This window comes from Ruegeria sp. BHSA123, assembly GCF_059613425.1.
Genome location: NZ_JBXWSL010000002.1, coordinates 120,431 through 143,631 on the forward strand (window position 1 = coordinate 120,431; position 23,201 = coordinate 143,631).

General features: G+C 57.0%; 22 protein-coding genes. 14 read left to right on the forward strand and 8 right to left on the reverse strand.

Going from position 1 to position 23,201, the window contains the following annotated elements:
* The 6 genes from grxD to AC2FNC_RS01695 form a co-directional block, all read right to left on the reverse strand.
* On the reverse strand, positions 1-363 hold the full coding sequence (gene grxD, locus AC2FNC_RS01670; RefSeq protein ID WP_496714477.1) for a Grx4 family monothiol glutaredoxin: 363 nt from the start codon (positions 361-363) through the stop codon (positions 1-3).
* On the reverse strand, positions 350-640 hold the full coding sequence (locus AC2FNC_RS01675) for a hypothetical protein (RefSeq protein ID WP_480553410.1): 291 nt from the start codon (positions 638-640) through the stop codon (positions 350-352). The genes grxD and AC2FNC_RS01675 overlap by 14 nt, the downstream gene beginning before the upstream one ends.
* 185 nt (positions 641-825) lie before the next feature.
* Positions 826-1,062 (reverse strand): BolA/IbaG family iron-sulfur metabolism protein, encoded by a 237-nt coding sequence (locus AC2FNC_RS01680; RefSeq protein WP_480472581.1) that lies wholly within the window; start codon positions 1,060-1,062, stop codon positions 826-828.
* Between the two features lie 135 nt (positions 1,063-1,197).
* Positions 1,198-3,357 (reverse strand): phosphoribosylformylglycinamidine synthase subunit PurL, encoded by a 2,160-nt coding sequence (gene purL / locus AC2FNC_RS01685; protein WP_480493260.1) that lies wholly within the window; start codon positions 3,355-3,357, stop codon positions 1,198-1,200.
* Positions 3,358-3,537: 180 nt separating this feature from the next.
* Positions 3,538-5,784, reverse strand: coding sequence for a mechanosensitive ion channel family protein (locus tag AC2FNC_RS01690; protein ID WP_480623079.1), 2,247 nt, complete (start codon positions 5,782-5,784; stop codon positions 3,538-3,540).
* Positions 5,785-6,055: 271 nt separating this feature from the next.
* Positions 6,056-6,964, reverse strand: coding sequence for a LysR family transcriptional regulator (locus AC2FNC_RS01695; protein WP_480472587.1), 909 nt, complete (start codon positions 6,962-6,964; stop codon positions 6,056-6,058).
* A 169-nt stretch (positions 6,965-7,133) separates the two neighbouring features.
* Here AC2FNC_RS01695 and AC2FNC_RS01700 point away from each other — a divergent pair, with 169 nt between their 5' ends.
* The 10 genes from AC2FNC_RS01700 to AC2FNC_RS01745 all read left to right on the forward strand — a co-directional run bounded on the left by AC2FNC_RS01700 (position 7,134) and on the right by AC2FNC_RS01745 (position 18,548).
* Positions 7,134-10,553, forward strand: coding sequence for an indolepyruvate ferredoxin oxidoreductase family protein (locus AC2FNC_RS01700; RefSeq protein ID WP_496714481.1), 3,420 nt, complete (start codon positions 7,134-7,136; stop codon positions 10,551-10,553).
* A gap of 78 nt (positions 10,554-10,631) precedes the next feature.
* A complete protein-coding gene (locus AC2FNC_RS01705; RefSeq protein WP_480472591.1) occupies positions 10,632-11,510 on the forward strand; it encodes a lysophospholipid acyltransferase family protein in 879 nt (292 codons plus the stop codon).
* A gap of 8 nt (positions 11,511-11,518) precedes the next feature.
* Positions 11,519-12,328 (forward strand): glutamate racemase, encoded by an 810-nt coding sequence (murI, locus tag AC2FNC_RS01710; RefSeq protein WP_496714483.1) that lies wholly within the window; start codon positions 11,519-11,521, stop codon positions 12,326-12,328.
* Positions 12,329-12,422: 94 nt separating this feature from the next.
* Positions 12,423-13,451, forward strand: a complete 1,029-nt coding sequence (gene argC, locus AC2FNC_RS01715) for an N-acetyl-gamma-glutamyl-phosphate reductase (RefSeq protein ID WP_480553420.1) — start codon at positions 12,423-12,425, stop codon at positions 13,449-13,451.
* Between the two features lie 7 nt (positions 13,452-13,458).
* Positions 13,459-13,905 (forward strand): cytochrome c maturation protein CcmE, encoded by a 447-nt coding sequence (ccmE, locus tag AC2FNC_RS01720; protein WP_209504023.1) that lies wholly within the window; start codon positions 13,459-13,461, stop codon positions 13,903-13,905.
* 118 nt (positions 13,906-14,023) lie between these two features.
* Entirely contained in the window at positions 14,024-14,635 is a 612-nt protein-coding gene (locus AC2FNC_RS01725) for a holin-associated N-acetylmuramidase (protein ID WP_480553424.1), read from the forward strand.
* The gene (locus tag AC2FNC_RS01730; RefSeq protein ID WP_496714486.1) at positions 14,626-15,204 is read left to right on the forward strand and encodes a holin family protein; all 579 of its coding nucleotides are present in this window, start codon (positions 14,626-14,628) and stop codon (positions 15,202-15,204) included. The genes AC2FNC_RS01725 and AC2FNC_RS01730 overlap by 10 nt, the downstream gene beginning before the upstream one ends.
* A gap of 75 nt (positions 15,205-15,279) precedes the next feature.
* The gene (locus tag AC2FNC_RS01735; protein ID WP_480472601.1) at positions 15,280-17,244 is read left to right on the forward strand and encodes a heme lyase CcmF/NrfE family subunit; all 1,965 of its coding nucleotides are present in this window, start codon (positions 15,280-15,282) and stop codon (positions 17,242-17,244) included.
* Positions 17,241-17,696: a cytochrome c-type biogenesis protein gene (locus AC2FNC_RS01740; RefSeq protein ID WP_480472603.1), complete on the forward strand. Its 456-nt coding sequence runs from the start codon at positions 17,241-17,243 to the stop codon at positions 17,694-17,696. The genes AC2FNC_RS01735 and AC2FNC_RS01740 overlap by 4 nt, the downstream gene beginning before the upstream one ends.
* A gap of 75 nt (positions 17,697-17,771) precedes the next feature.
* Positions 17,772-18,548 (forward strand): enoyl-CoA hydratase-related protein, encoded by a 777-nt coding sequence (locus AC2FNC_RS01745; protein ID WP_496714488.1) that lies wholly within the window; start codon positions 17,772-17,774, stop codon positions 18,546-18,548.
* A gap of 6 nt (positions 18,549-18,554) precedes the next feature.
* Here AC2FNC_RS01745 and bmt read toward each other — a convergent pair whose 3' ends face one another.
* Positions 18,555-19,568 (reverse strand): betaine--homocysteine S-methyltransferase, encoded by a 1,014-nt coding sequence (gene bmt, locus AC2FNC_RS01750; protein WP_480472607.1) that lies wholly within the window; start codon positions 19,566-19,568, stop codon positions 18,555-18,557.
* A 124-nt stretch (positions 19,569-19,692) separates the two neighbouring features.
* A complete protein-coding gene (locus tag AC2FNC_RS01755) occupies positions 19,693-20,013 on the reverse strand; it encodes a DUF1476 domain-containing protein (protein ID WP_496714490.1) in 321 nt (106 codons plus the stop codon).
* Between the two features lie 186 nt (positions 20,014-20,199).
* Here AC2FNC_RS01755 and purC point away from each other — a divergent pair, with 186 nt between their 5' ends.
* From purC to purQ, 4 genes are all read left to right on the forward strand, one after another.
* Entirely contained in the window at positions 20,200-20,955 is a 756-nt protein-coding gene (gene purC / locus AC2FNC_RS01760; protein WP_209504015.1) for a phosphoribosylaminoimidazolesuccinocarboxamide synthase, read from the forward strand.
* 285 nt (positions 20,956-21,240) lie between these two features.
* Positions 21,241-21,471, forward strand: coding sequence for a phosphoribosylformylglycinamidine synthase subunit PurS (gene purS / locus AC2FNC_RS01765; protein WP_117872765.1), 231 nt, complete (start codon positions 21,241-21,243; stop codon positions 21,469-21,471).
* Positions 21,472-21,474: 3 nt separating this feature from the next.
* Positions 21,475-22,518 carry a zinc-dependent alcohol dehydrogenase family protein gene (locus tag AC2FNC_RS01770; protein ID WP_480516929.1) on the forward strand — a complete coding sequence of 348 codons (1,044 nt, stop codon included), beginning with the start codon at positions 21,475-21,477 and terminating at the stop codon, positions 22,516-22,518.
* 11 nt (positions 22,519-22,529) lie between these two features.
* Positions 22,530-23,198 (forward strand): phosphoribosylformylglycinamidine synthase subunit PurQ, encoded by a 669-nt coding sequence (purQ, locus tag AC2FNC_RS01775; protein ID WP_480493251.1) that lies wholly within the window; start codon positions 22,530-22,532, stop codon positions 23,196-23,198.
* Positions 23,199-23,201: the final 3 nt, after the last annotated feature.

A 23,201-nucleotide genomic window follows, 5' to 3' on the forward strand; every position in this document is an offset into this window, starting at 1 on the left:
TTACGCGTTTGCTTCGCGGATTTTGTCGGCTGCTTCCTTGTTGTAGCCGACATTATTTTCGTCGAACAACGCATCCAGTTCACCCGACAGGGTCATCTCGGTGATGATATCGCAACCGCCAACAAACTCGCCTTTGACATAAAGCTGGGGCACAGTTGGCCAGTCGGAATAATCCTTGATCCCCTGACGCACTTCTTCGTCGGCCAGAACATTTACATCCGTGTACTCGACGCCCATATAGTTCAGCACGCCAGCCACGCGCGAGGAGAACCCGCATTGCGGCATTTCCTTGGTGCCTTTCATATACAGCACCACATCGTTTTCTTTGACGGTTTCGTCGATCCGGGTCTTAACGTCGGTCATCTTGTTTTCCCTTTTCATCCGCATCTGCGGGGATTGTTCCATCACTGGGCAAACTGGGTGCCCATCCTTCCGTTTCAAGCTGCCGGTGTTCAGCCTGCGCCATTTTCACCGGATCAAGCCCATATCTCTCAAGGCCGCCCATTTTGCTGAGTTCACCCGGATCCGGACGCATATCGGACAGTTTTCTTTTTCGGTTGCGTTTGACATAGGCTTCGATCAGCGCGGCGGCAACTATCAATGCTGCAAATAAACCTATCCAGAACAACAAGCCATTCATAATTGGGCACTCTCAACCTTCGCGCTGTGTGAGTTTTCGCCGTCTCATATTCCTTGTGACGCGCCAATATCTGGGCCCATATTTCAGTAGCTTCGGTAGATCACAAAACAGGATCGCCAAGGAGCTGATAACGTCTAAGAACAGAAAGGTTAGTCTCAGTAGAGCCCATCCTATCGGTTCGTCCACTATTCAGGCACTTTCGTGGTCAATGCCAGTGCGTGCAGCTCTCCATCCGGGCCATCCATCTTGCCCTTCAGGGCCGCATAGACGGCGCGCTGTTGTTGAACTCGGTTTTTGCCGCGAAAGCTTTCGTCCACCACCATGGCGGACATATGAACACCGTCGTTGCCGCCAACCTGAATGACCGCATCAGGAAAGGCTTCTCGCAGCAGGTGTTCTATTTGATGGGCGCTCATCGGCATGTAGGTAACTCCTGAAGGTCTTTCCAAAGATGTAGAGCGCTTGAACCTGGCGCGCAAGGGCACATGAATGTGCCAAAACGACGAAACCTGCGCTTATTCAGGGCGCAGGTTTCGAGCGATATTTAAACAGCCTGATCAGGCGACGGCGTCGGCAAAGCTGTTGCGGAAAACGGCCGTCAGGTCTTCTAACGAGGCCTCCGAGCCGCCGATCCTGACGGTATCGCCAGTAAACCGACCTACCGAGACCAGCGGTACACCTGCCTGACCCGCCGCGATCATCAACGCTTCGGCCTGATCAAAGTTGCAAGCGACCAAATACCGTGCCTGATCTTCCCCGAACAGAAATTCCGTCGGTGCATCATCCAGACACACGCCTACCCCGGCGGCCTCGGCCAGTTCGAAGGCCGCAAGCGCAAGGCCCCCATCACTCAGGTCTGTGCAGGCCTTGATCATTCCACGATTGGCGCGAATGAAATCGCCGTTGCGTTTTTCAGCGTCCAGATTCACATGCGGCGCGTCGCCATCTTCTCGGTTGAAGACCTCGGCCAGAAGGGCGGACTGGCCCAGATGACCTTTGGTTTCGCCGATCACCAAAGCCACGTGGCCCTCGCGCACCTCGTTGCCGATGATTTCATCGCTGTGATTCAGCAGCCCGACAGCGCCGATTGTGGGCGTTGGCAGGATCGCCTGACCGTCGGTTTCATTATACAGCGACACGTTGCCGGATACGATCGGCATGTCCAGCGCGCCGACTGCGGCGCCGATGCCCTGAACGGCGCCGACAAACTGACCCATGATTTCGGGCTTTTCCGGGTTGCCGAAGTTCAGGTTGTCTGTTGTGGCCAGCGGTTTGGCCCCAACAGCCGTCAGGTTACGGTAGGCTTCGGCCACCGCCTGTTTGCCGCCTTCAACCGGGTTGGCGCGGACGTAGCGCGGGGTCACGTCAGAGGTGAACGCCAGCACCTTGTCGGTGCCGTGAACACGCACCATACCCGCACCCAGGCCCGGTGTCCGGTTTGTATCCGCCATCACCATCGTGTCGTACTGCTCATAAACCCACTGCTTGCCCGCGTAGTTGGGCGACGACAGCAGGGCACGCAGGCCGTCAATCGGGTCGATCTGAGGCACTTCGGCAAGGTCTTCGGCTTCGGGCGTCGGCACCCAAGGGCGATCATATTCGGGCGCGGTCGAAGACAGTTTGGACAGGACGAGATCGGCCTTGACCTCACCGTTATGCATGATCAGGAAGCGATCCTCGGCAATCGTTTCACCGACGATGGCAAAGTCCAGGTCCCATTTCTCGAACACGGCGCGGGCTTCGGCCTCAAGCTCGGGCTTGAGAACCATCAGCATGCGTTCCTGAGATTCGGACAGCATCATCTCATAGGCTGTCATATTCTCTTCGCGCTGGGGGACGTTTTCCAGATCCAGGCGCACGCCCAGACCACCCTTGTCGCCCATCTCAACGGCGGAACAGGTCAGGCCCGCAGCACCCATGTCTTGAATCGAGATCACGGCGCCGGTCTGCATCAGCTCCAGTGTTGCTTCCATCAGGCGCTTTTCGGTGAAGGGATCACCCACCTGAACAGTGGGGCGTTTTTCCTCGATGGTGTCGTCAAATTCGGCCGAGGCCATCGTTGCGCCACCAACACCGTCGCGACCAGTTTTTGCACCAAGATAGACCACCGGCATGCCCACGCCCGACGCGGCAGAGTAGAAGATCTTGTCACTGTCGGCCAAACCGGCGGCAAAGGCGTTCACAAGGCAGTTGCCGTTGTAAGCCGGGTGAAAGCGGACCTCGCCCCCAACGCAGGGAACACCGAAACAGTTGCCATAGCCGCCAATACCTTCGACCACGCCGTTGACCAGCTGGCGGGTTTTGTGGTGGCCGGGTTCACCGAAGGACAGCGCATTCATCGAAGCGATCGGGCGCGCGCCCATTGTGAACACGTCCCGAAGGATGCCGCCGACACCCGTTGCCGCACCTTGGTAGGGTTCGATGTAGGACGGGTGATTGTGGCTTTCCATCTTGAAAACCACGGCCTGACCGTCCCCGATATCCACGACACCGGCATTCTCGCCCGGGCCGCAAATGACTTGAGGCCCCGAGGTTGGAAGAGTGCGCAACCATTTCTTCGACGACTTGTAAGAACAATGTTCGTTCCACATCGCCGAGAAAATACCAAGCTCGGTAAAGGTCGGTTCACGCCCGATGATCTCGAGGATCATGTCATATTCCTCGGGCTTGAGCCCATGTGCTGCAATCAGATCGGGTGTGATAGCGGGCTCTTGCATCTTCTGTCCTGTGTCCAAGTGGGCCGAGATTGCGCGCCTTGTAGGGCAAGCGCGCGCGTGTGGAAAGGGTCAAGACGGCGCAGGTCGCGTCTTTCAAAGAAAAACGGAACCGGCATCACGGCCGGTTCCGTTAAACCGCACAGCAGTCCTGCTGCAAATCGCCGACGTAAACCCTGAAGACTACGCCGATCCCTGGTCTTTGTTGACCTCGGCAGCAGCTGCGGCGCCGACAGCAGTCTTCTGTTCGGGCGTCAGATGCTCGACCTCTTCCAGCCCGGGAATTGCAACGCGCACCTCGCGGCGGGCAAAGTCAATGCCGTTGGCCTTGAACTCGGCCTTGACCTTGTTGAAGATCTCCTTGCGCAAGGTGAACTGCTTGCCGGGCTTTGCCATGAATTTACCGCGAATGATCATGCCGACATCGTCGAAGTCGAACACGCCCTGCGATTTGAACGGTTGCAGAAAGCCTTCTTTGTGGGTTTCGTCCTCCATCATCTCGGCCCCGATCTTTTTGAAGATTTTCTTGACCTTGTTGGGATCGGTATCAAAGGGCACGGTGAATTTCAGCTTCATGATCACCCAGTCACGGCTGTAATTCGTCAGCTTCTGGATTTCGCCATAAGGGATTGTGTGCACAGGCCCCCTGTGATGGCGCAGTTGCATCGAACGGATCGAGATTTTTTCGACCGTTCCTGTGGTTCCGCCCACATCGACATATTCGCCGACGCGGAAGGCATCATCGATCAGGAAGAAAACACCACCGACGATATCCGCCACCAGTTTCTGAGCACCAAAGCCGATGGCCAGACCCAGAACACCGGCACCGGCCAGAAGCGGTGTGATGTTGATACCCAGCGCACCCAGTGCCAGCAGACCGAAGATAACCGAGATGGTGATCTGGGCCGTAATCCGCATCAGCGGCAGAACCGTCGCCAGACGAGAGCCCCCGGCACCGCCGCCTTCACCGCTTGCTTCCTCGTCGACCGCTTCAGCCGCGGTCTGCTCTTTGGCCAGCCTGCGGTTGATCCATAGTGAGACGACCTCGTTCAGGATGTAGCCGACTGCGATGATCAGAAGGAATTCAATGACAGCACCGCCAACTTCGGCACTGACACCGGCCGAGGCGACATTGCGTAGGTCAAGATGCCAGGTGCGGGCGATCATGAAGACAATGATCAGCCCGGCAATGACCCGCCCAATCCGGATGTAGCTGCGCTTGGCCGCGCGATGAGCGCGTTCGGCCAGCGGGCCTTCGCCAGACATCGGCGGCTGCAAATGGCGTACCAGCCCGCGGATCAACGTGTCGAGAGCAGGGGCAATCAGCAACCAGAACATGGTTGTGAAATGCGCACCACGACCCAACAATCTCAGCGTCGATGGATCGCGTTGCGCGACCAGGAATTCGACCAGCAGCCAGATTGTCACCGAAACGCCAATGGCGAAGTAGGGATAATAATGCGCAACTTCTTCATCGAATTTCGTGTGATCCGGATCTGTTCCCAGCATCATCTGAGACAGCCCTTCGCGCGCGGTCCATGCGATGATAGCGATGTAGACATGGGTTGCCGCGTTCAGCCAGAAGCCGATGCGTGTATCGTCGCCTGTCACGCCATTAAGAGCGTTGAAGCGCACAACAAACAGCGTGAACCCGATCAGGATCAACAACCCGATCAGATTGCGATGCAGATACTTTGCCCAATGATCGTCAATACTCACCAACCGATATTTGGGCTTCTCCGGTGCCAGAACAAAACGTGAGGCCGCAGCCCCCAGGCGCGGGATCCAGATCAGATAGAACACAAACGGACCGGCATAGGTGATCTGTTCGGGTGTCAGAATCCCGCGACCAATCGCGCGAATGACGACATAGAACACGATCAGCCCGGCAATTTCGCGACAGAACCTGCGGAACAGATAACTGACAGCTCCCTTGAGATCAGCCTCCTCCCCAACTTCGGTCGCTTCATGCCAGCGACGGGTCAGGAAAATGAACAGCTTCTCGGCTATTAAACCAGCAATCAACACAGAAAGAATAAGCCCAAACAGGGTAAAGACACCGTTCGTTCCAAACGTGTCGCTGAAATTGCCAAACGCAGTTATCTGTGCTGTGACGATATTTGGAAGCGTGGTCAGAACGTGTGTCCAGGACGACACCATCTCGGCCCATATTTCGCTTATTTCGGTTAGCGGGTCTTCCACGTTCGCCTTCTCGGCAGCCTGTTTTTCGGCAACCGCATCTAGGCGTTCCAAAAGAATTGCGCGCACCTGATCATCTGACATGCGGGCAACAAGACCGTCGACCTGTTCAGGCGTTAAATCGTCTGGAATGGTCACTGTGGATGTTGAGCCGGTGTCTTGCGCATATAGCGGAACCGCCAAAAATAAAGCGGAGACAATCGCCAACACAAGGCGGAATAGGTGGAACATGGATTTTCCCTCGAACACGAAATTGTTTCGTTTTTTTTGGGATCATATGCCTATGCGTGTATTTTTCCCAGAGCTTTCGCTGACTTGATACAACACCTTGAGCAAAAAAAAGGCCGAGCAATAAGCTCGGCCATAGTCCAACAGGGAGGTATGAAGATGATGAGCGTTTCAGCATCACCGTCTTCGAGTGCTCATTTAGGGGTCAGTTTGTGAACGTTCAAGGAAATTAACCCTGAAATGACCTCATGCCCGCTATGCTTTGTGTGCATAGCTATAGTTTCCCCATCTTTTTCAGCTGTTTGCGCTGTGCGATAATCTCGTCCTGCACAAAGTCACGGAACGCCCCGACACGTTTTGAATGTCGAAGTTCTTCGGGATAGGCCAGATACACCGGCACGTCAGCGGTTTCGATATCCGACAGAACCGGCACAAGATGCGGGAAATCCTGTGTGACGTAATCTGGTAGAACCCCAATCCCGAGATTGTGCAACACACCCTGAAGAACGCCAAAGTAGTTGTTCACCGTCAACAGCGAAGCAGGATTGTAGGTCATAAGATGGCGTACCATGGCCGCACTGGCACCTACTTGGGGTGCCGCGGGTGTCTGACAGATCAGCCGGTGATTTTGGATATCCTCCAGTGATTTCAGCATTCCACCATGGGCTTCGATATAGTTTTGCGTAGCGTAAAGCGCCATCTGAACCGTCATCAGGCGTTTGCGCACCAGATCTGCCTGACTGGGTTCCTTCATGCGAATGGCGACATCCGCTTCTCGCATGGGGAGGTCCAGAACACGTTCTTCCAGCATCAGGTCGATGTTGAGATCAGGGAATTGTTCATAAAGCTTGGGCAGGCGCGGGGCGAGCCAAAGCGTGCCAAATCCAAAGGTCGTCGTGACCCGAAGAACGCCAAAAACCTCTTCCTCGCTGTCGCGAATGCGCGCGGCTGCTGCGTCCAGCCGTTTTGACATGGCGGATGTGGCGTCGAACAACAGTTCACCCTGCTCGGTGAGAATCAACCCCCGGGCGTGACGGTGAAAAAGGGTGGCATCCAATGACTCTTCCAGCGCGCGGATCTGTCTGCTCACGGCGGATTGAGACAAATTGAGCTTGTCCCCGGCATGTGTGAGGCTGCCCGCATCGGCCACCGCGTGAAATATTCTAAGCTTGTCCCAATCCATCGCCGCAACTTTCGTTATCTTTTCGAACGCCTATATGAAACAGGTAACAAGTTCTACAATCAAAGGCCGAAATCGTTACGGTTCAGTGCATAAAACCTATACAGGTCAGAAATTATGACCTAAAATGCGCTGAGTACATGCACACTGATCTGGCGAGGGGAGACGTCTGATGAGTCAGCCACAGATTACGTTAAACGACCGGTTCGATCTTGAGAAAAGCCCCGTTCTTCTGAACGGAACACAGGCGCTTGTCCGGTTGATGCTGATGCAAAAGGCCAGAGACCGGCAGGCGGGACTGAACACTGCGGGGCTGGTGACTGGATATCGTGGCTCGCCACTGGGCGCTGTTGATCAGCAGATGATGCGGGCGCAAAAGCCGTTGTCCGAAAGCGATGTTACGTTTCAGTTTGGATTGAACGAAGATCTGGCGGCAACAGCGCTGTGGGGCAGCCAACAGGCCGGCTTGCGCGGCGACGGTAAGTTCGATGGGGTTTTCGGTCTTTGGTACGGCAAGGGGCCGGGCGTAGATCGGTCCGGTGACGTCATGCGCCACGCGAATATGGCCGGTACCGCCAAGCATGGCGGTGTGCTTATGGCGATGGGTGATGACCATACTGGCGAAAGCTCGACCGTGTTGCATCAGTCCGAATGGTCACTGGTGGATATGTATATGCCTGTCGTCAGCCCGGCGGGCGTGCAGGAAATCCTCGACTACGGAATTTACGGCTATGCCCTCAGCCGTTTTGCCGGGGTTTGGGTTGGGCTAAAGACCATGAAGGACACAATCGAGGTTACTTCGGTTGTGGATGGTCGCCCCGACCGAATGCAGGTTGTCGTACCTGATTTCGATATGCCGGAAGGCGGTTTGAATATCCGCCTTGGGGACACGCCGCACCTGCAAGAAACGCGCGTCATCGATTACAAGAGGTTTGCAGCCGAGACGTTTTCACATGCCAACAAGCTGGACAAGCGGATATGGGGCAAACCGGGTGCAAAGATCGGGTTTGTTGCGGCCGGTAAGAACTGGCTGGACCTGACCCATGCGCTCTCGCTTTTGAACATCGACGAGTCCGAAGCCGAGCGGCTGGGGATCACGACCTACAAGGTGGGACAAACCTTCCCGCTGGACATGGTCGGGTTCCACGACTGGGCCGAAGGACTGGACCTGATCGTGATCGTCGAGGAAAAGCGCAAGCTGATCGAAGTTCAGGTCAAAGAAGCTATCTTTGACGACCGTCGCGGCCGCCGGGTTTATGGGTGGTACAAGGGCGGCGCCGGTACGTTGCATCGCGATGAACTGTTCCCGACCCGCGGCGCGCTGGACCCGATCATGATTGCCGAAAAGCTGGGTGAGATCCTGATCGAAGAAGGGCGCGAAACCGATGGTATTCGTGCGGGTCTGGCCTCATTATCCGAAGCACGCCGGGCTGACAACGCACAGGAAATTGCAACGCGGCTTCCGTATTTCTGCTCGGGCTGCCCGCATAACAGTTCGACCAAAGTCCCCGATGGCAGCCGTGCCTATGCAGGGATCGGTTGTCATTACATGGTTCAGTGGATGGACCGGAACACCACCGGCTTTACCCAGATGGGCGGTGAAGGCGCGAACTGGATCGGTGAGGCACCGTTTTCGACCACCAAACACGTGTTCCAGAACCTTGGCGATGGCACCTATAACCACTCGGGCGTTCAGGCGATCCGCGCGGCGTTGTCAGCGGGCACGAACATCACCTTCAAGATTCTGTTCAACGATGCCGTCGCCATGACGGGCGGGCAGGAGAATGAAGGCGATCTGACCGCAGAACGGATCGTTGCCGAGGTCAAGGCCATGGGTGTCTGTGAGGTTGCTCTGGTCTATGACGAAAAGGAAGACGTGAACTTCAAGGCTTTGCCGTCGAGTGTTCAGACGTTCGAGCGTGCGGAACTGATGCAGGTGCAGGAGAAATTTCGCGAGATCGAGGGCGTCTCGGTCATCGTTTATGTTCAGACCTGTGCGGCCGAAAAACGCCGTCGCCGCAAACGCGGCACGTTCCCGGACCCTGACAAGCGTGTGTTTATCAATACCGATGTGTGCGAAGGCTGCGGCGATTGCGGGGTGCAGTCGAACTGTGTGTCGATTGTGCCCAAGGAAACAGAACTTGGGCGTAAGCGCGCCATCGATCAGTCAAGCTGCAACAAGGACTATTCCTGCCTGAACGGCTTTTGCCCATCCTTTGTCACGCTTGAGGGGGCGAAGATCCGTAAAGAGGCAACGACCGAAATCTACTTGCCGGACCTGCCGATGCCGGTGTTGCCCAAGATCAGCGGCACCCATAACGTGGTGATCACGGGTGTCGGGGGAACCGGTGTTGTCACGCTGGGCGCGATTCTTGCGCAGGCTGCCCAGATTGACGGCAAAGGCGCGGGCATGATGGAAATGGCGGGCTTGGCGCAGAAGGGCGGCGCGGTTCACATCCATTGCCGTCTGGCCAACGCACCCGAAGACATCAGCGCCATCCGTGTCGCAACCGGCGAAGCCCATGCGCTGATCGGCGGTGATCTGGTGGTGTCCGCTGGAGCCAAAACTTTGGGCCTGACGCGCACAGGCCGTACAGGCGCCGTTGTGAACAGCCATGAGACGGTAACAGGCGACTTTACGCGCAATACCGAGTTCCGAATTCCTACCGATCAGCTGGAACTGGCCCTCCAGGCACGGTTAAAAGAAGGTGTCTCGCTGTTTGACGCGACCGAGTTGGCACGCGCCGTGATGGGCGACTCGATCTATTCCAACATGATGATCTTTGGCGCGGCGTGGCAGCGGGGGTTGTTGCCCGTCAGCCATCAGGCGATCTTTGATGCCATCGAATTGAACGGAACTACGATTGAACGGAACAAGCGTGCGTTCGATATCGGGCGTTGGGCCGTTCTGCATCCCGCTGAAGTGCAATCCATTCTGTCCCCGACCGTGACCGAGATGCCCAGATCGCTGGATCAGAAGATCGAATTCCGCGCAAGCCATCTGACCGATTACCAAAGTGCGCGGCTGGCCAAACGGTATCGCAAGCTGGTCGACAGTGTTGAGGATGCGGATATCCGCGAGGCGGTGGCAAAAGGCTATCACAAGCTTTTGTCCTACAAGGATGAATACGAAGTCGCGCGCCTTCTTCTGACAAGCCGTGACAAAGCGGCTGCCGAGTTCGATGGCGACTTCAAGATGACGTTCCATCTGGCCCCGCCCTTTTTGGGGGGATCGGGCAGCAACGGCAGACCCCGCAAACGTGCGTTTGGCGAAGCCATCCTTGGCCCACTGAAGCTTTTGACCCGGTTGAAGGCACTGCGCGGTACGCCACTGGATATCTTCGGCTATTCGTCGGAACGCAGGATGGAACGTGCGTTGATCCGTCAATATGAAAAGGACATGCGCGAGGTTCTGCCGCTTGTATCGCAGACAACACGCGATGCGATTGCTGCCCTGGCTCGTTTGCCGCTGGATATCCGTGGGTTTGGCCCCGTATTGCGCGAGAACGAGGCCAAAGCAGCCAAACGGCGCGAGGAGTTGCTGGCCGTCATTCGCGGCGGAGGGACAGGGTTGCAGGCTGCGGCGGAATAAAACGTCACAAGCGTGTCACGATAGCTAGGCAAAATCGTTACTTGCACTTATTTTGCAGGCAGCAAACCGGAGACCCATATGCCTTCCCGTCGTCATGCCGTTCGCGACATTTCCTATGCGCATTCCGCCGAAACCAAAGGTGGGCGGATGGTCATCAAGCTGATGGAGAACACGACGGGCCGTATGCGCCTGATCAAACGCGCGGACGGGTACGAGAAAGACGTTGCCAATGGGCGCGACTTTTGGGCTGTGATGGTCGAACGCTATGGGCTTACACTGGACGTGGCGGGGGGATCGCTTTCGAATATCCCGAAAGACGGTCCTCTGATCCTGATTGCCAATCATCCCTACGGAATTCTGGATGGCCTGATGATGGGACATATCCTGTCCGAGACGCGGGGTGATTTCCGCATTCTGGCCCATCGGGTGTTTCGCAAGGCCGAAGACCTGAATCGCATCATTCTGCCAATTTCGTTTGATGAAACGAAAGAGGCGATGCAGCTGAACCTTGAGACCCGCAAAACCGCACTCACATATCTGGGCGAAGGCGGGGCGATCGGCATTTTTCCCGGCGGCACGGTCAGCACCGGGGTTAAGCCGTTTTCCCACCCCATGGATCCGGGTTGGCGCGGGTTTACCGCGCGGATGGTGGCGAAATCTAATGCCACAGTTGTTCCGGTTTTCTTTGATGGCCACACCTCTCGTCTGTTTCAGATCGCCAGCCATCTGCACAGTACTTTGCGGATGGGCCTGCTGATCAAAGAGTTCAAGAAACGCGTTGATACACCGGTGAAGGTCGTAGTCGGAGAGCCGATCAGGCGCGACATTCTGGACCCGCTCAGCAAGGATACGCGCAAGATGATGGATTTCCTGCGCAAAGCCACGTATGAGCTGTCTCCAACGCCGTTGAAGTCTTATGATTACGGCTATGAGTTTGAGGAACGGCATCGCGCCTGAGTGATCTAATGGCAGTAGGTATCTTTGATTCCGGTTTGGGCGGTCTGACCGTCCTGAGTGCCGCACAGAAACGTCTGCCGGACGTTGATTTCCTGTATTTTGCAGACAGTGCACACGCGCCATACGGTGTGCGTGATGCCGAGGATATCTATCAGCTGACCCGCAAGGCGGTTCAAGATCTGTGGTCGCGTGGCTGCAATCTGGTGATTCTGGCCTGCAACACGGCCAGCGCCGCAGCGTTGCGGCGGATGCAGGAAGAAGGCGTGCCCAGCGGCAAACGCGTTCTTGGCGTTTTTGTCCCGTTGATCGAAGCACTGACCGAACGGCAATGGGGCGACAATTCTCCGCCGCGCGAAGTGGCCGTCAAACATGTGGCGTTGTTTGCAACGCCTGCCACCGTGTCCAGCAGGGCCTTTCAGCGGGAACTGGCATTTCGGGCCATCGGAGTAGATGTCGAGGCACAGGCATGTGGCGGCGTTGTGGATGCCATAGAAGACGGTGACATGATCCTGGCCGAAGCCTTGGTGCGCAGCCATGTGGATGCGCTGAAACGCAAAATGCCAGAACCTCAGGCTGCTATTCTGGGCTGCACGCATTACCCGTTGATGGCCGAAGCATTCCAGGCGGCGTTGGGTGACGATGTGCAGGTTTACAGCCAGGGTGCGCTTGTTGCTGACAGTCTGGCAGATTACCTGCAACGTCACCCCAACATGTTGGGCGAGGGCCCGAGTGGTTTTCTGACAACTGGCAAACCCAATGTAGTCAGCGACCGGGCGACGCAGTTCCTCCGACGACAAATCACGTTCCAGGCTGCCTGACTTAGGTCAAGGACGCAGCCACTTTGCTTCCCTTATTTCAAGGCCGTCACATCGGCGGTCGAAACATGTGACACTCAAGTGAAAGAGGTCTGACATGACCCATAAAATCGCAATTTTGGGCGCTTCGGGCTATACCGGCGCTGAACTGGTGCGGCTGATCGCCGAGCACCCGAACATGGATATCGTCGCGCTGGCCGCCGAACGTAAGGCTGGCATGACCATGGCGCAGGTTTTCCCGCATCTGCGCCACATGGATCTGCCTGATCTGTGCAAAATCTCCGAGATCGACTTTTCGCAGGTTGACCTGTGTTTTTGCGCTTTGCCGCACAAAACCAGTCAGGAAGTGATCCGGGACTTGCCGAAAGATCTGAAAATCATTGACCTGTCTGCCGACTTCCGGCTGGCCGACCCTGACGAGTACGAAAAATGGTACGGCAATCCGCATACCGCGCTAAAACAGCAGGAAGAGGCGATCTATGGTCTGACCGAGTTCTACCGCGAAGACATCAAGGGGGCACGGCTTGTTGCGGGCACCGGGTGCAATGCGGCGACCGGGCAATATGTTCTGCGGCCGCTGATATCTGCCGGGGTCATTGATCTGGACGATATCGTTCTGGACCTGAAATGCGCCGTGTCAGGGGCAGGGCGGTCATTGAAGGAAAACCTGCTGCACGCTGAACTGAGCGAAGGCAGCAACGCCTATTCCGTTGGAGGGACGCACAGACATCTTGGCGAGTTTGATCAGGAGTTTTCGAAACTTGCCGGTCGGGCTGTGCATGTGCAGTTCACGCCCCACCTTATCCCTGCAAACAGGGGTATTCTGGCCACAACCTATGTGAAGGGCGACCCGCACAGCATCTACGAAACGCTTGCCAAAGCCTACGCGGACGAGCCGTTCATCCAGATGCTGCCGATAGGTGAGACTCCTTCAACCCACCATGTGCGGGGGTCGAATTTCTGTCATATCGGTGTTGTGGCGGATAGGATTGAGCGGCGCTCAATTGTGATTGCGGCGCTGGATAACCTGACAAAAGGTAGCAGTGGGCAAGCCTTGCAGAACGCGAACCTGATGTTAGGTGAAGATGAAACTCTGGGCCTGATGATGGCCCCGCTTTTCCCGTGAGGATGGTATGAAAACGCTCAAGAAACGTCGGCGCGTACAAGTCATTCTGGTGGCAGTTGTTGCCTTGGTGGCGGCAACAGCGTTGATTGGCTGGGCATTGCAGGACGGGATCAACTTTTTCCGCTCACCCAGTGAGGTGATTGCTGAGCCGCCGAAACCAACCGAAGTGTTCCGGATTGGCGGCTTGGTCGAAGAAGGCTCGATCATTCGCGGACAGGGCGAAACCATTCGTTTTGTTGTAACGGATGGTGGCGAAAGCGTTCCGGTCTCGTTCACAGGTGTTCTGCCTGATCTATTCTCGGAAAATCAGGGAATGATCGGCACGGGCAGTTACGTGAACGGGGTCTTTGAAGCGACTGAAATTCTTGCCAAACATGATGAAACCTACATGCCGAAAGAGGTCATGGACGCTCTGAAAGAGCAAGGTGTCTATAAAGGCGCGGAAGAAAGCTGATAAACTCTCTGAACCTGCTTCGGAGCGTTGCGTGCATGGTGCATGCAGCGCTCCGTTTCGTTTTGAATCGTTAATGTCTGTCGGAAACGGTGTGGCCACCTAACGTTACGAGGGTGGTATGCAGACGGTACGCCAAATTGCCAAAGAGATTGTGGCCCGTGAAGGGGGCTTTGTTTATGACCCCGACGATCCGGGCGGAGCAACCAAGTTCGGGGTCACGATTCACACCCTGCGCAGGCTGGGCTTGGATCTGACCGGCGACGGCCGGATTGACGAGGCGGATGTGCGCGCTTTGTCCCCTCGGCAAGCGGTCGACATCTTTGTGCAGCATTATTTCGACAAGCCGCGCATTGGTGAGCTGCCCGAAACCCTGCATGCCTCTGTTTTCGACATGTATGTGAATGCCGGTGCGCAGGCGGTGAAGATTCTTCAGCGGCTGCTAAAGGAAATGGGGTTTAACGTCACTGCCGATGGCATAATCGGCCCGCAAACCGTGGCGGCCTGCGAAAGCGCGGCGCAGCCAGAGCCCGGCGTCTTGCGCGACGCTTACGGGATTGCGCGGCGAAATTACTATTTTCGCCTTGCTGATCGGCGGCCTGCATCCAGAAAATACGCGCGTAGCCGATCAGGCGGCAAAGGCGGCTGGATAATACGGGCCGAAGAATTTCTTTCGCCGCGTTATCACCTTTCGGACAGCGATTTTAACAAAAGGATCGCGGCATGGGGCTGATTTCAGGTGTGCTGGCGCTGCTGTTTGGAAACGGCCGCAACGTCTTGCAGGAAACCGCAGAACTCTATCGTGAAAACACAGAAGCAAGCGCGGTGCGCGCAAATGAGGTTCAAACTCAGGCCATGTTACAGTTTGGTTCCGAATTTCAGGCGCCTCAGAAGGGTCTGTTTGACCGTGTCATGGACGGCGTGAACAGGTTGCCGCGCCCGGCGCTGGCATTGGGTACGCTTGGCTTGTTCGTTGCCGCCATGGTCGACCCAATATGGTTTGCCGCACGGATGCAGGGCATAGCCTTGGTACCAGAGCCGCTGTGGTGGTTGCTGGGCGTGATCGTGTCGTTTTACTTTGGCGCGCGTCACCAGAGTAAAATTCAGGATTTTCAGCGGGATATCCGCTCAACCATGACGCAACTGCCAACGGTCATGAGCAATATCCAGGCCTTGCGCACCATGCAGAGCGACAGCCCCGGTGCTGCCGATCCCGGTCCGGATGCTGTACTGACCCGCGATGTCGTACTTCCCGAAGAAAACCAGGCTCTGAACGATTGGCGAAAGCTTCGCGGTATCTGACCCGCGACACTTTGTGCGTGCAGAACTAGCTAAAGGTCATGGCCCCCGGTTCCGCACCGGCGTATATTCCGGGGCATGATTACAGAACTTGGCCACTTCACCCTGATCCTCGCGTTCTTTGTCGCCATAGTGCAAAGCGTTGTTCCACTTATCGGCGCCTCAAAACGCTGGACCGGCTGGATGGCCTTTGCAGAGCCCGCCGCGATCGTCCAGTTCCTGCTGACGGCGTTTGCATTTGGTGCTTTGATCTGGGCGTTTGTAACGTCTGACTTTTCCCTCAGGATTGTGGTCGAGAACAGCCACACGGCAAAGCCGATGCTGTACAAGATCAGCGGAACATGGGGCAACCACGAAGGATCCATGCTGCTGTGGGTGCTGATCGTCACCCTGTTTGGAGCGATGGCGGCTTTCTTTGGTGGCGGCTTGCCACCGACACTCAAGGCCCGTGTTCTGGCCGTTCAGTCGGCCATTGCCGTGGCGTTTTTCGGTTTCATCCTGTTCACGTCGAACCCGTTTGACAGGCTTGCCATCGCTCCGTTTGACGGGCGTGACCTGAACCCACTGCTGCAAGATCCTGGGCTGGCCTTCCACCCGCCGTTTTTGTACCTCGGCTATGTCGGGCTGAGCATGGCATTCAGCTTTGCGATTGCTGCCCTGATCGAAGGGCGTATCGATGCAGCATGGGGCCGGTGGGTGCGCCCCTGGACGCTGGCGGCATGGGTTTTCCTGACTATCGGAATCGCGTTGGGATCCTGGTGGGCTTATTACGAACTGGGCTGGGGCGGTTTCTGGTTCTGGGACCCGGTGGAAAACGCATCCTTCATGCCCTGGCTGCTAGCGGCGGCGCTGTTGCACTCGGCAATTGTCGTGGAAAAGCGCGAAGCATTGAAAAGCTGGACCATTCTGCTGGCAATTATTGCGTTTGGATTTTCCCTGATCGGCACGTTTATCGTGCGTTCAGGTCTGCTGACCTCGGTACATGCTTTTGCCAATGATCCTGAACGCGGTGTGTTCATCCTGATCATTCTGGTCTTCTTCATCGGTGGCGCGCTTACCTTGTTTGCCGCGCGGGCGCAGGCGATGGAGGCCAAGGGCGTTTTTGGCATGGTCAGCCGCGAAAGCGCGCTGATCGTGAACAATGTCCTTCTTGCGGTCAGTTGTTTCGTTGTCTTTGTCGGGACGATGTGGCCGATGGTGGCCGAGATGATGTTCGACCGCAAACTCTCGGTCGGGGCGCCGTTTTTCAACGCGGCCTTTTCACCGTTCATGGTTTTGCTGGGTCTGATCCTGCCGATCGGGGCCATGCTGCCGTGGAAACGCGGTCGGTTGGGCAAAACGGCCTGGTCCCTGCGCTATGCCTTTGGTCTGGCGCTGGCGATTGCGTTGTTGGTTTGGGCAATGCAGACCGGTCGCAGCGCGCTAGGGCCCGTAGGCCTGTTTCTGGGGGCATGGATCACTTTCGGTGCCGCCATTGATTTGTGGAGCCGGACAGGCCGCAATGGCAGCTTCAAACGTCTGATCCGACTTCCGGGCGCCGATTGGGGTAAGGCAGTTGCCCATACCGGCCTTGGCGTGACGATCTTTGCGATTGCCGGTCTGACCGCGTGGGAGGCAGAAGATATCCGTGTGGCGCAGCTGAACCAGCCGTTCGAAGTAGGTCAGTTTACACTGACGTTGCAGGACGTGCGACGGGTACAGGGGCCGAACTATTTTTCAACCACGGCTGATGTTTTGGTGGAAAAGGGCGGTCGCGCCATCGGAACGCTGCATCCCGAGAAACGGGATTATCCCGTCGCACGCATGCCGACGACCGAGGCCGCGATTGACTATCGTTTTCTTGGTGACCTTTACGTCGTCATCGGGGATCAGCAGGCAGACGGTGGCTGGGTCATGAGAACCTATATCAAACCGCTGGCGAACTGGATCTGGGGTGGATGTATCCTGATGGCGCTCGGCGGTGTCCTCAGCCTGAGCGACAGGCGCTTCCGCGTCGCCGCAGGCGCGCGTAAATCCCCCGCTGGCGGAGTACCCGCAGAATGAAGCGCCTTGTTCTGATCCTGCTGCTGCTTGCAGCACCCGTGTTTGCGGTACAACCTGATGAAGTTCTGGACGACCCGGTTCTGGAGCAGCGGGCGCGCGACCTGAGTGTTGGATTGCGGTGCCTGGTGTGTCGCAATGAAAGCATTGACGAAAGCAACGCCGATCTGGCGCGCGATCTGCGTCTGCTTTTGCGCGAACGTTTGGTTGCGGGTGACAGCGACGAAGAGGCCATCTCGTTTATCGTTGACCGCTACGGCGAATATGTCCTGCTCAAGCCCACCACCAGTGGTTCGAACCTGCTGTTGTGGCTTGCCGGGCCGATCATGCTGCTGATCGCTGCCGCAGTCGGGCTGAACTTTCTTCGCACACGCGCAAGGGCGCAGGTTTCGGGTGAAACCGAAGCTCTAAGTGCGGAAGAACAGGAACGCCTTCGCCAAATTCTTGAAGACTGACGTTTGGTTCTGCTTTTCCCATCCTGCCCGGACAAGTAAGTGTGCTGAAACACGTGGCGCGAGGGAAAAGTTTTCATGAATTACGAAACGGTTCTATTGGACATATCGGATGGTCTGGCGGTTCTGACCCTGAACAGACCGGACAAGATGAACGCGCTGACCACTCGGATGCGGGCAGAGATTACCCACGCGATGAAAGATGCCGCGGTTAAAGCGCGCTGTATCGTTATCACCGGCGCGGGGCCGGCGTTTTGTTCCGGGCAGGATCTGGGAGATGCATCATCGACCGGCAAGATCGATCTGGAACGATCATTGCGCGACGAGTACGAGCCGATGCTGGAAGCCATCCACAGCTGTCCTGTTCCGACGATCGCGGCTGTAAACGGACCTGCTGCGGGGGCAGGGGCCAACCTTGCGCTGTGTGCGGACGTGGTTATTGCAACGGAGAGTGCGTATTTCCTGCAGGCTTTTGCACGTATCGGCTTGCTGCCCGATGCCGGGGGCACTTGGTTCATGCCGCGTCAGATGGGCTTGGCCAAAGCAATGGGGGCCGCCTTGTTTGCTAACAAGATCAGCGCCCGGCAGGCCGAAGAATGGGGCATGATCTGGGAAGCTGTCCCCGATGATGCGTTTGCCGCACATTGGCACAAAAGGGCAGAATATCTGGCCAAAGGTCCAACCGCCGCCTATGGCGCGATCAAGCGTGCCATCCGCGGGACCTACGAAAACACATTGCAGCAGCAGCTTGCAACCGAGGCGCATCTTCAAGGTGAATGTGGCCGGTCGCGGGATTTTGCAGAAGGTGTGGTGGCGTTCATGGAAAAACGCCCTCCGAAATTCGAAGGGCGTTGATAAGCGTTAGGCGCGGCGACGGCGACGCGTGCGGCGTTCGGGGCCTGCGTCGTCCTCGGTTCCGTCCGAAGCCGACGAAAACGGCCCCAGTGCCTCGGTGATCTGATCCAGTGTCGGGCGCTCGCCGCGCGAAGTGGTATCCAGCGCTTCGCGCATTTTGCGCAGATGATCGGGCATGGTCCCGCAGCACCCGCCGATGATTGTTGCGCCCGAATCCCGTGCCATGGCAGCATACCGACCCATCAGTTCGGGTGTCCCGTCATAATGGATATGGCCATCCACGTATTTCGGAATGCCCGCATTGCCCTTTGAGATCAGCGGACGCTCGGTGCCTTGCGCTGCAAAACCCAGAACCGTGCGCAGGATATCCGACGCACCGGTGCCACAATTGGCCCCAAAAGCGATCGGTGGGTTTGGCAAGGTTTCAACCAAAAGCGCAAGATCGGCCGAGGTGACACCCATCATCGTGCGCCCGGCCGTGTCAAAGCTCATCGTGCCGCACCAGGGCATGTCGGCCAGCGCAAAGGCCTCGGCTGCCGCGCGGAATTCCTCTGGCGCGCTGATGGTTTCCACCCAAAGAACGTCAACTCCGCCCGCTTTCAAAGCCTCGGCCTGTTCATGGAACATTTCAACCGCGTCGGAATGCGATAGGCTGCCGACCGGTTCCATAATCTCGCCGGTGGGTCCAACCGATCCGGCCACGACAATAGGGCGCCCGGCTTTGTCCGCGATTTCACGTCCAAGTTCTGCGCCGATACGGTTTAGCTCGCCCACGCGGTTCTGCGCATCATGCAGTTTCAGACGCGCCGCAGTGCCTCCAAACGTGTTGGTCAGAAACAGGTCGCTGCCCGCGTCGACGGAACCCTGGTAAAGCGCCCTGATCTTGTCCGGAGCATCCACATTCCACAGCTCAGGCGCGTCACCTGATTGCAGACCCATGTTAAATAAATTGGTCCCCGTTGCACCGTCCGCAAGGATGGCGTCTTTGGTGTCCAGAAGTTTGCTCAGCGCGTTTGTCATAGGGTTATTCCAGAAAAAGCGTATAAACGCTGCAAAAAAACAGAGACGCCCCGTGTCTCATGACCAGGGCGTCAAATCAATTTCATAAAACTCATGAAGATCATGAATTTTGCATTTCAGGCAATCAGTGCTCGCCTTCCACCATCACCTGTTCTTTGGCTTCAACCAGAAGCTCGGCCATTTTCGAACGGATCGTGGCTTCATCCGCAAGATCACCCAAGTAGGTTTTGACCGCCTCGACAACATCGTCTTCGCCGACATGCTGTAGGTCGGTATGAACCAGTTCCTGGCCGTATTTCCGTGCCTGTTCAACAGTTTCGCCCTTCAGCGCAGACGCCCAGACAGCCATAAAGCGGTTGCGGCGCATCCGAGCGATGAACTGCATCTTTTCGTCATGGGCGAATTTGCTTTCAAACGCGGCTTCACGTTCGTCGAATGTGGTCATTGGTTGGGGACCCCTTGGATTACCGTTTCTCACTGATGATATGACAATAGGACACTCTGGGTGCAAGGTATTTGCGCTGCGTCAAAGGCCCTCGGGGCAGCGAACTTGCGGGAACGCAGGGCTTGCACTATGAGGACGCCAACGTGAAGGGACTCATTCCCTTTCGCCAGTCTGGAAAGGTCGCTTATGGCGCGTCGCAAGAAAATCTACGAAGGCAAGGCCAAAATTCTGTATGAAGGCCCAGAGCCGGGCACCATCGTACAGTATTTCAAGGATGACGCCACCGCGTTCAATGCCGAGAAGAAAGACGTGATTGACGGCAAAGGCGTGCTGAACAACCGTTTGTCCGAGTTCTTCATGACCGGGCTGACCCAGATTGGCATTCCGAACCACTTCATCCGGCGCCTGAATATGCGCGAACAGCTGGTGCGCAATTGCGAGATCATTCCACTGGAAGTGATCGTGCGCAATTACGCGGCCGGTTCGATGTCGAAACGTCTTGGCATCGCAGAAGGGACGCAATTGCCACGTCCGATCGTTGAATATTGCTTCAAGGATGATGCTTTGGGCGATCCTCTTGTCACCGAGGAACACATCGCCGCGTTTGGCTGGGCCAGCCAGCAGGACATGGACGACATCCTCAGCCTTGCACTGCGCGTGAACGATTTCCTGAGCGGCGTGATGCTGGCGGTGGGTATTCGTCTGGTTGACTTCAAGATCGAAATCGGGCGCGTGTTTGAAGGCGACTATCAGCGGCTGGTCGTTGCGGATGAAATCAGCCCGGACAGCTGCCGCCTGTGGGATATCAAGACCGGTCAGAAACTGGACAAGGATGTATTCCGCCGCGATCTGGGCAGCCTGACAGATGCCTATTCCGAGGTCGCCCGAAGACTGGGTGTGCTGCCTGCCAGCAACGTCACCAAGCCGACGCTGATCAACTAAATACCACGCCTTAGCAGCGCCGCCCCCTCAGGGCGGCGTTTTGTCTTTGCCAAGTTGTTGGTAGAGCAGGGTGTTTGCGTGTGGCCGGGCCGTTTGATCAGATGACCATTCCGAAGCTTCCAGCTGCCGTGCCGGCAAAACTACTCGGGTCCAACTGACGGCGCAGGATCGTCACCTACCTGCGGCAAACTGCGTTTGAAACAGGGTTGTCGAAACCCATCAGGCGCGCTATCCCCCGCGCAACGAAATGGGCCTTGTATGCGGCCCTCAGGTGGAGTTGCCAAAATGAAAGCACGGGTTCATGTGATGCTCAAGAACGGGGTGCTGGACCCGCAGGGCGAAGCAGTACGGCACGCATTGGGTGCAATGGGCTTTGATCAGGTCGAAGGCGTACGTCAGGGCAAAGTCATCGATCTTGAGCTTGCCGATGGCGCAACCGAGGCAGACGTGACCGAGATGTGCGAAAAGCTTTTGGCCAACACCGTCATCGAACGCTACGAGATCGAACTGGTCTGATTGATGCGGGCCGCGCGTCTGATCACCTATCGTCAACCGCTTGAGGTGTCGACGATCCCCGATCCGGTTCCCGCCGAAGACGGTGTTGTGGTGCGAGTGCTGGCCTGCGGTGTGTGCCGGTCCGACTGGCACGCGTGGTCGGGCTCAGACCCGGACGTTGTCCTGCCCATGACACCCGGTCACGAGTTTTGCGGCGAGGTGGTCTCGGTCGGTGCGCGCGTTAAACGGTGGCGTGTTGGGGACCGGGTGATTGCGCCCTTTATCCTTGCCTGTGGGCATTGCCCGGACTGCGCAAAGGGTCATCAGACAATCTGTCCGAACCAGGTCGTGCCCGGCTTTACCTGTGACGGGGCTTTTGCTGAATATGTTGCCGTGGCTCATGCCGATGCCAACCTGACATCTTTGCCCGACAGTATCGCGCCTGAAATCGCCGCCGCATTGGGGTGCCGCGTAACCACAGCATGGCAGGCGCTTGTTGGCCGGGCGCAGGTGCAGGGTGGCGAGTGGATCGCTGTATTTGGCGGCGGCGGTGTCGGAATATCAACGCTTCTTCTTGGCAAGGCGCTCGGCACGCGTGTAATCGTTGTCGATATCACCGAGGACAAGCTGGCCTATGCCAAAACTCTGGGCGCCGACGCGGTGGTCAATGCCGCGACATGTGATGCCCCACAGGCGGTGAAAGACATCACCGGTGGCGGCGCCGATGTTGCGATCGAGGCGCTTGGCGTCGAAGCCACGACCGTTTCCGCCATGCGATCCCTGCGCAAAATGGGGCGCATGGTGCAAATCGGAATGCCCACGGGGGACCATGCACAGATGTCGTTGCCGATGGATGTGCTCTATTCTGGTCAGCTCTCCGTATTTGGCACCCGTGGGATGCCAAGCTGGCGCTATCCGTCGCTGTTGTCGCTGATCGCGGGTCAAGGGGTCGACCTGAGCCCGCTGGTGACCCGGAAAATAACCCTAAACCAGGTAAGCGCCGAGCTTGCCGCTTTTGACCATCCAACGCCTCCGGGTGTTGCGGTTGTTACAGATTTTGTCTCGTAGGAGGGCCCGCCATGCGTGCAGCCGTAATCGTTTTCCCCGGATCCAACTGTGACCGAGATCTTGCCGTCGCCTTTGAGCAGGCCGGTTTTCAGGTCGATATGGTCTGGCACAAAGACGCGGCTTTGCCCGAAGGTATTGATATCGTGGGCGTGCCGGGCGGGTTCTCTTATGGAGATTACCTGCGTTGCGGCGCAATCGCGGCCCAATCGCCGATTTGCAAGGCCGTCGTCGAACACACGCAGCGCGGCGGTTATGCCGTAGGCATTTGCAACGGTTTTCAGGTTCTGACCGAAACCGGCATTTTGCCGGGCGCATTGCTGCGCAATGCTGGGCTGAAATACATCTGCAAGACCGTTGGCCTAAGGGTTGAGACCAGCGACTGCGCGTTTACCAGCGGCTACAACGCAGGCGATGTGATCGGTATTCCGATTGCGCACCACGATGGCAACTATTTTGCGGATGACGCGACGCTGGCCGCGCTGAAAGATCAGGACCGGATCGCTTTTACCTATGCCGAAAACCCGAACGGCTCGATCGGGGATATCGCCGGAATCCTGTCGGAAAACCGCCGCGTTCTTGGAATGATGCCGCACCCCGAACGCGCAGCCGATCAGGGTCATGGCGGCACAGACGGGGTGGCGTTGTTCCGCGCATTGTCAGGTGTGTTTGAAGCGGCGTGACTT

Coding starts and splice junctions, on each gene's coding strand:
- AC2FNC_RS01730 (WP_496714486.1), top strand. CDS start 14,626: ATGGGGCTGATTTCAGGTGTGCTGGCGCTGCTGTTTGGAAACGGCCGC.
- AC2FNC_RS01675 (WP_480553410.1), bottom strand. CDS start 640: ATGAATGGCTTGTTGTTCTGGATAGGTTTATTTGCAGCATTGATAGTT.
- AC2FNC_RS01690 (WP_480623079.1), bottom strand. CDS start 5,784: ATGTTCCACCTATTCCGCCTTGTGTTGGCGATTGTCTCCGCTTTATTT.
- AC2FNC_RS01745 (WP_496714488.1), top strand. CDS start 17,772: ATGAATTACGAAACGGTTCTATTGGACATATCGGATGGTCTGGCGGTT.
- AC2FNC_RS01735 (WP_480472601.1), top strand. CDS start 15,280: ATGATTACAGAACTTGGCCACTTCACCCTGATCCTCGCGTTCTTTGTC.
- purL (WP_480493260.1), bottom strand. CDS start 3,357: ATGCAAGAGCCCGCTATCACACCCGATCTGATTGCAGCACATGGGCTC.
- AC2FNC_RS01705 (WP_480472591.1), top strand. CDS start 10,632: ATGCCTTCCCGTCGTCATGCCGTTCGCGACATTTCCTATGCGCATTCC.
- bmt (WP_480472607.1), bottom strand. CDS start 19,568: ATGACAAACGCGCTGAGCAAACTTCTGGACACCAAAGACGCCATCCTT.
- AC2FNC_RS01680 (WP_480472581.1), bottom strand. CDS start 1,062: ATGCCGATGAGCGCCCATCAAATAGAACACCTGCTGCGAGAAGCCTTT.
- murI (WP_496714483.1), top strand. CDS start 11,519: ATGGCAGTAGGTATCTTTGATTCCGGTTTGGGCGGTCTGACCGTCCTG.
- AC2FNC_RS01700 (WP_496714481.1), top strand. CDS start 7,134: ATGAGTCAGCCACAGATTACGTTAAACGACCGGTTCGATCTTGAGAAA.
- ccmE (WP_209504023.1), top strand. CDS start 13,459: ATGAAAACGCTCAAGAAACGTCGGCGCGTACAAGTCATTCTGGTGGCA.
- AC2FNC_RS01725 (WP_480553424.1), top strand. CDS start 14,024: ATGCAGACGGTACGCCAAATTGCCAAAGAGATTGTGGCCCGTGAAGGG.
- AC2FNC_RS01755 (WP_496714490.1), bottom strand. CDS start 20,013: ATGACCACATTCGACGAACGTGAAGCCGCGTTTGAAAGCAAATTCGCC.
- AC2FNC_RS01740 (WP_480472603.1), top strand. CDS start 17,241: ATGAAGCGCCTTGTTCTGATCCTGCTGCTGCTTGCAGCACCCGTGTTT.
- grxD (WP_496714477.1), bottom strand. CDS start 363: ATGACCGACGTTAAGACCCGGATCGACGAAACCGTCAAAGAAAACGAT.
- AC2FNC_RS01770 (WP_480516929.1), top strand. CDS start 21,475: ATGCGGGCCGCGCGTCTGATCACCTATCGTCAACCGCTTGAGGTGTCG.
- purQ (WP_480493251.1), top strand. CDS start 22,530: ATGCGTGCAGCCGTAATCGTTTTCCCCGGATCCAACTGTGACCGAGAT.
- purC (WP_209504015.1), top strand. CDS start 20,200: ATGGCGCGTCGCAAGAAAATCTACGAAGGCAAGGCCAAAATTCTGTAT.
- argC (WP_480553420.1), top strand. CDS start 12,423: ATGACCCATAAAATCGCAATTTTGGGCGCTTCGGGCTATACCGGCGCT.
- AC2FNC_RS01695 (WP_480472587.1), bottom strand. CDS start 6,964: ATGGATTGGGACAAGCTTAGAATATTTCACGCGGTGGCCGATGCGGGC.
- purS (WP_117872765.1), top strand. CDS start 21,241: ATGAAAGCACGGGTTCATGTGATGCTCAAGAACGGGGTGCTGGACCCG.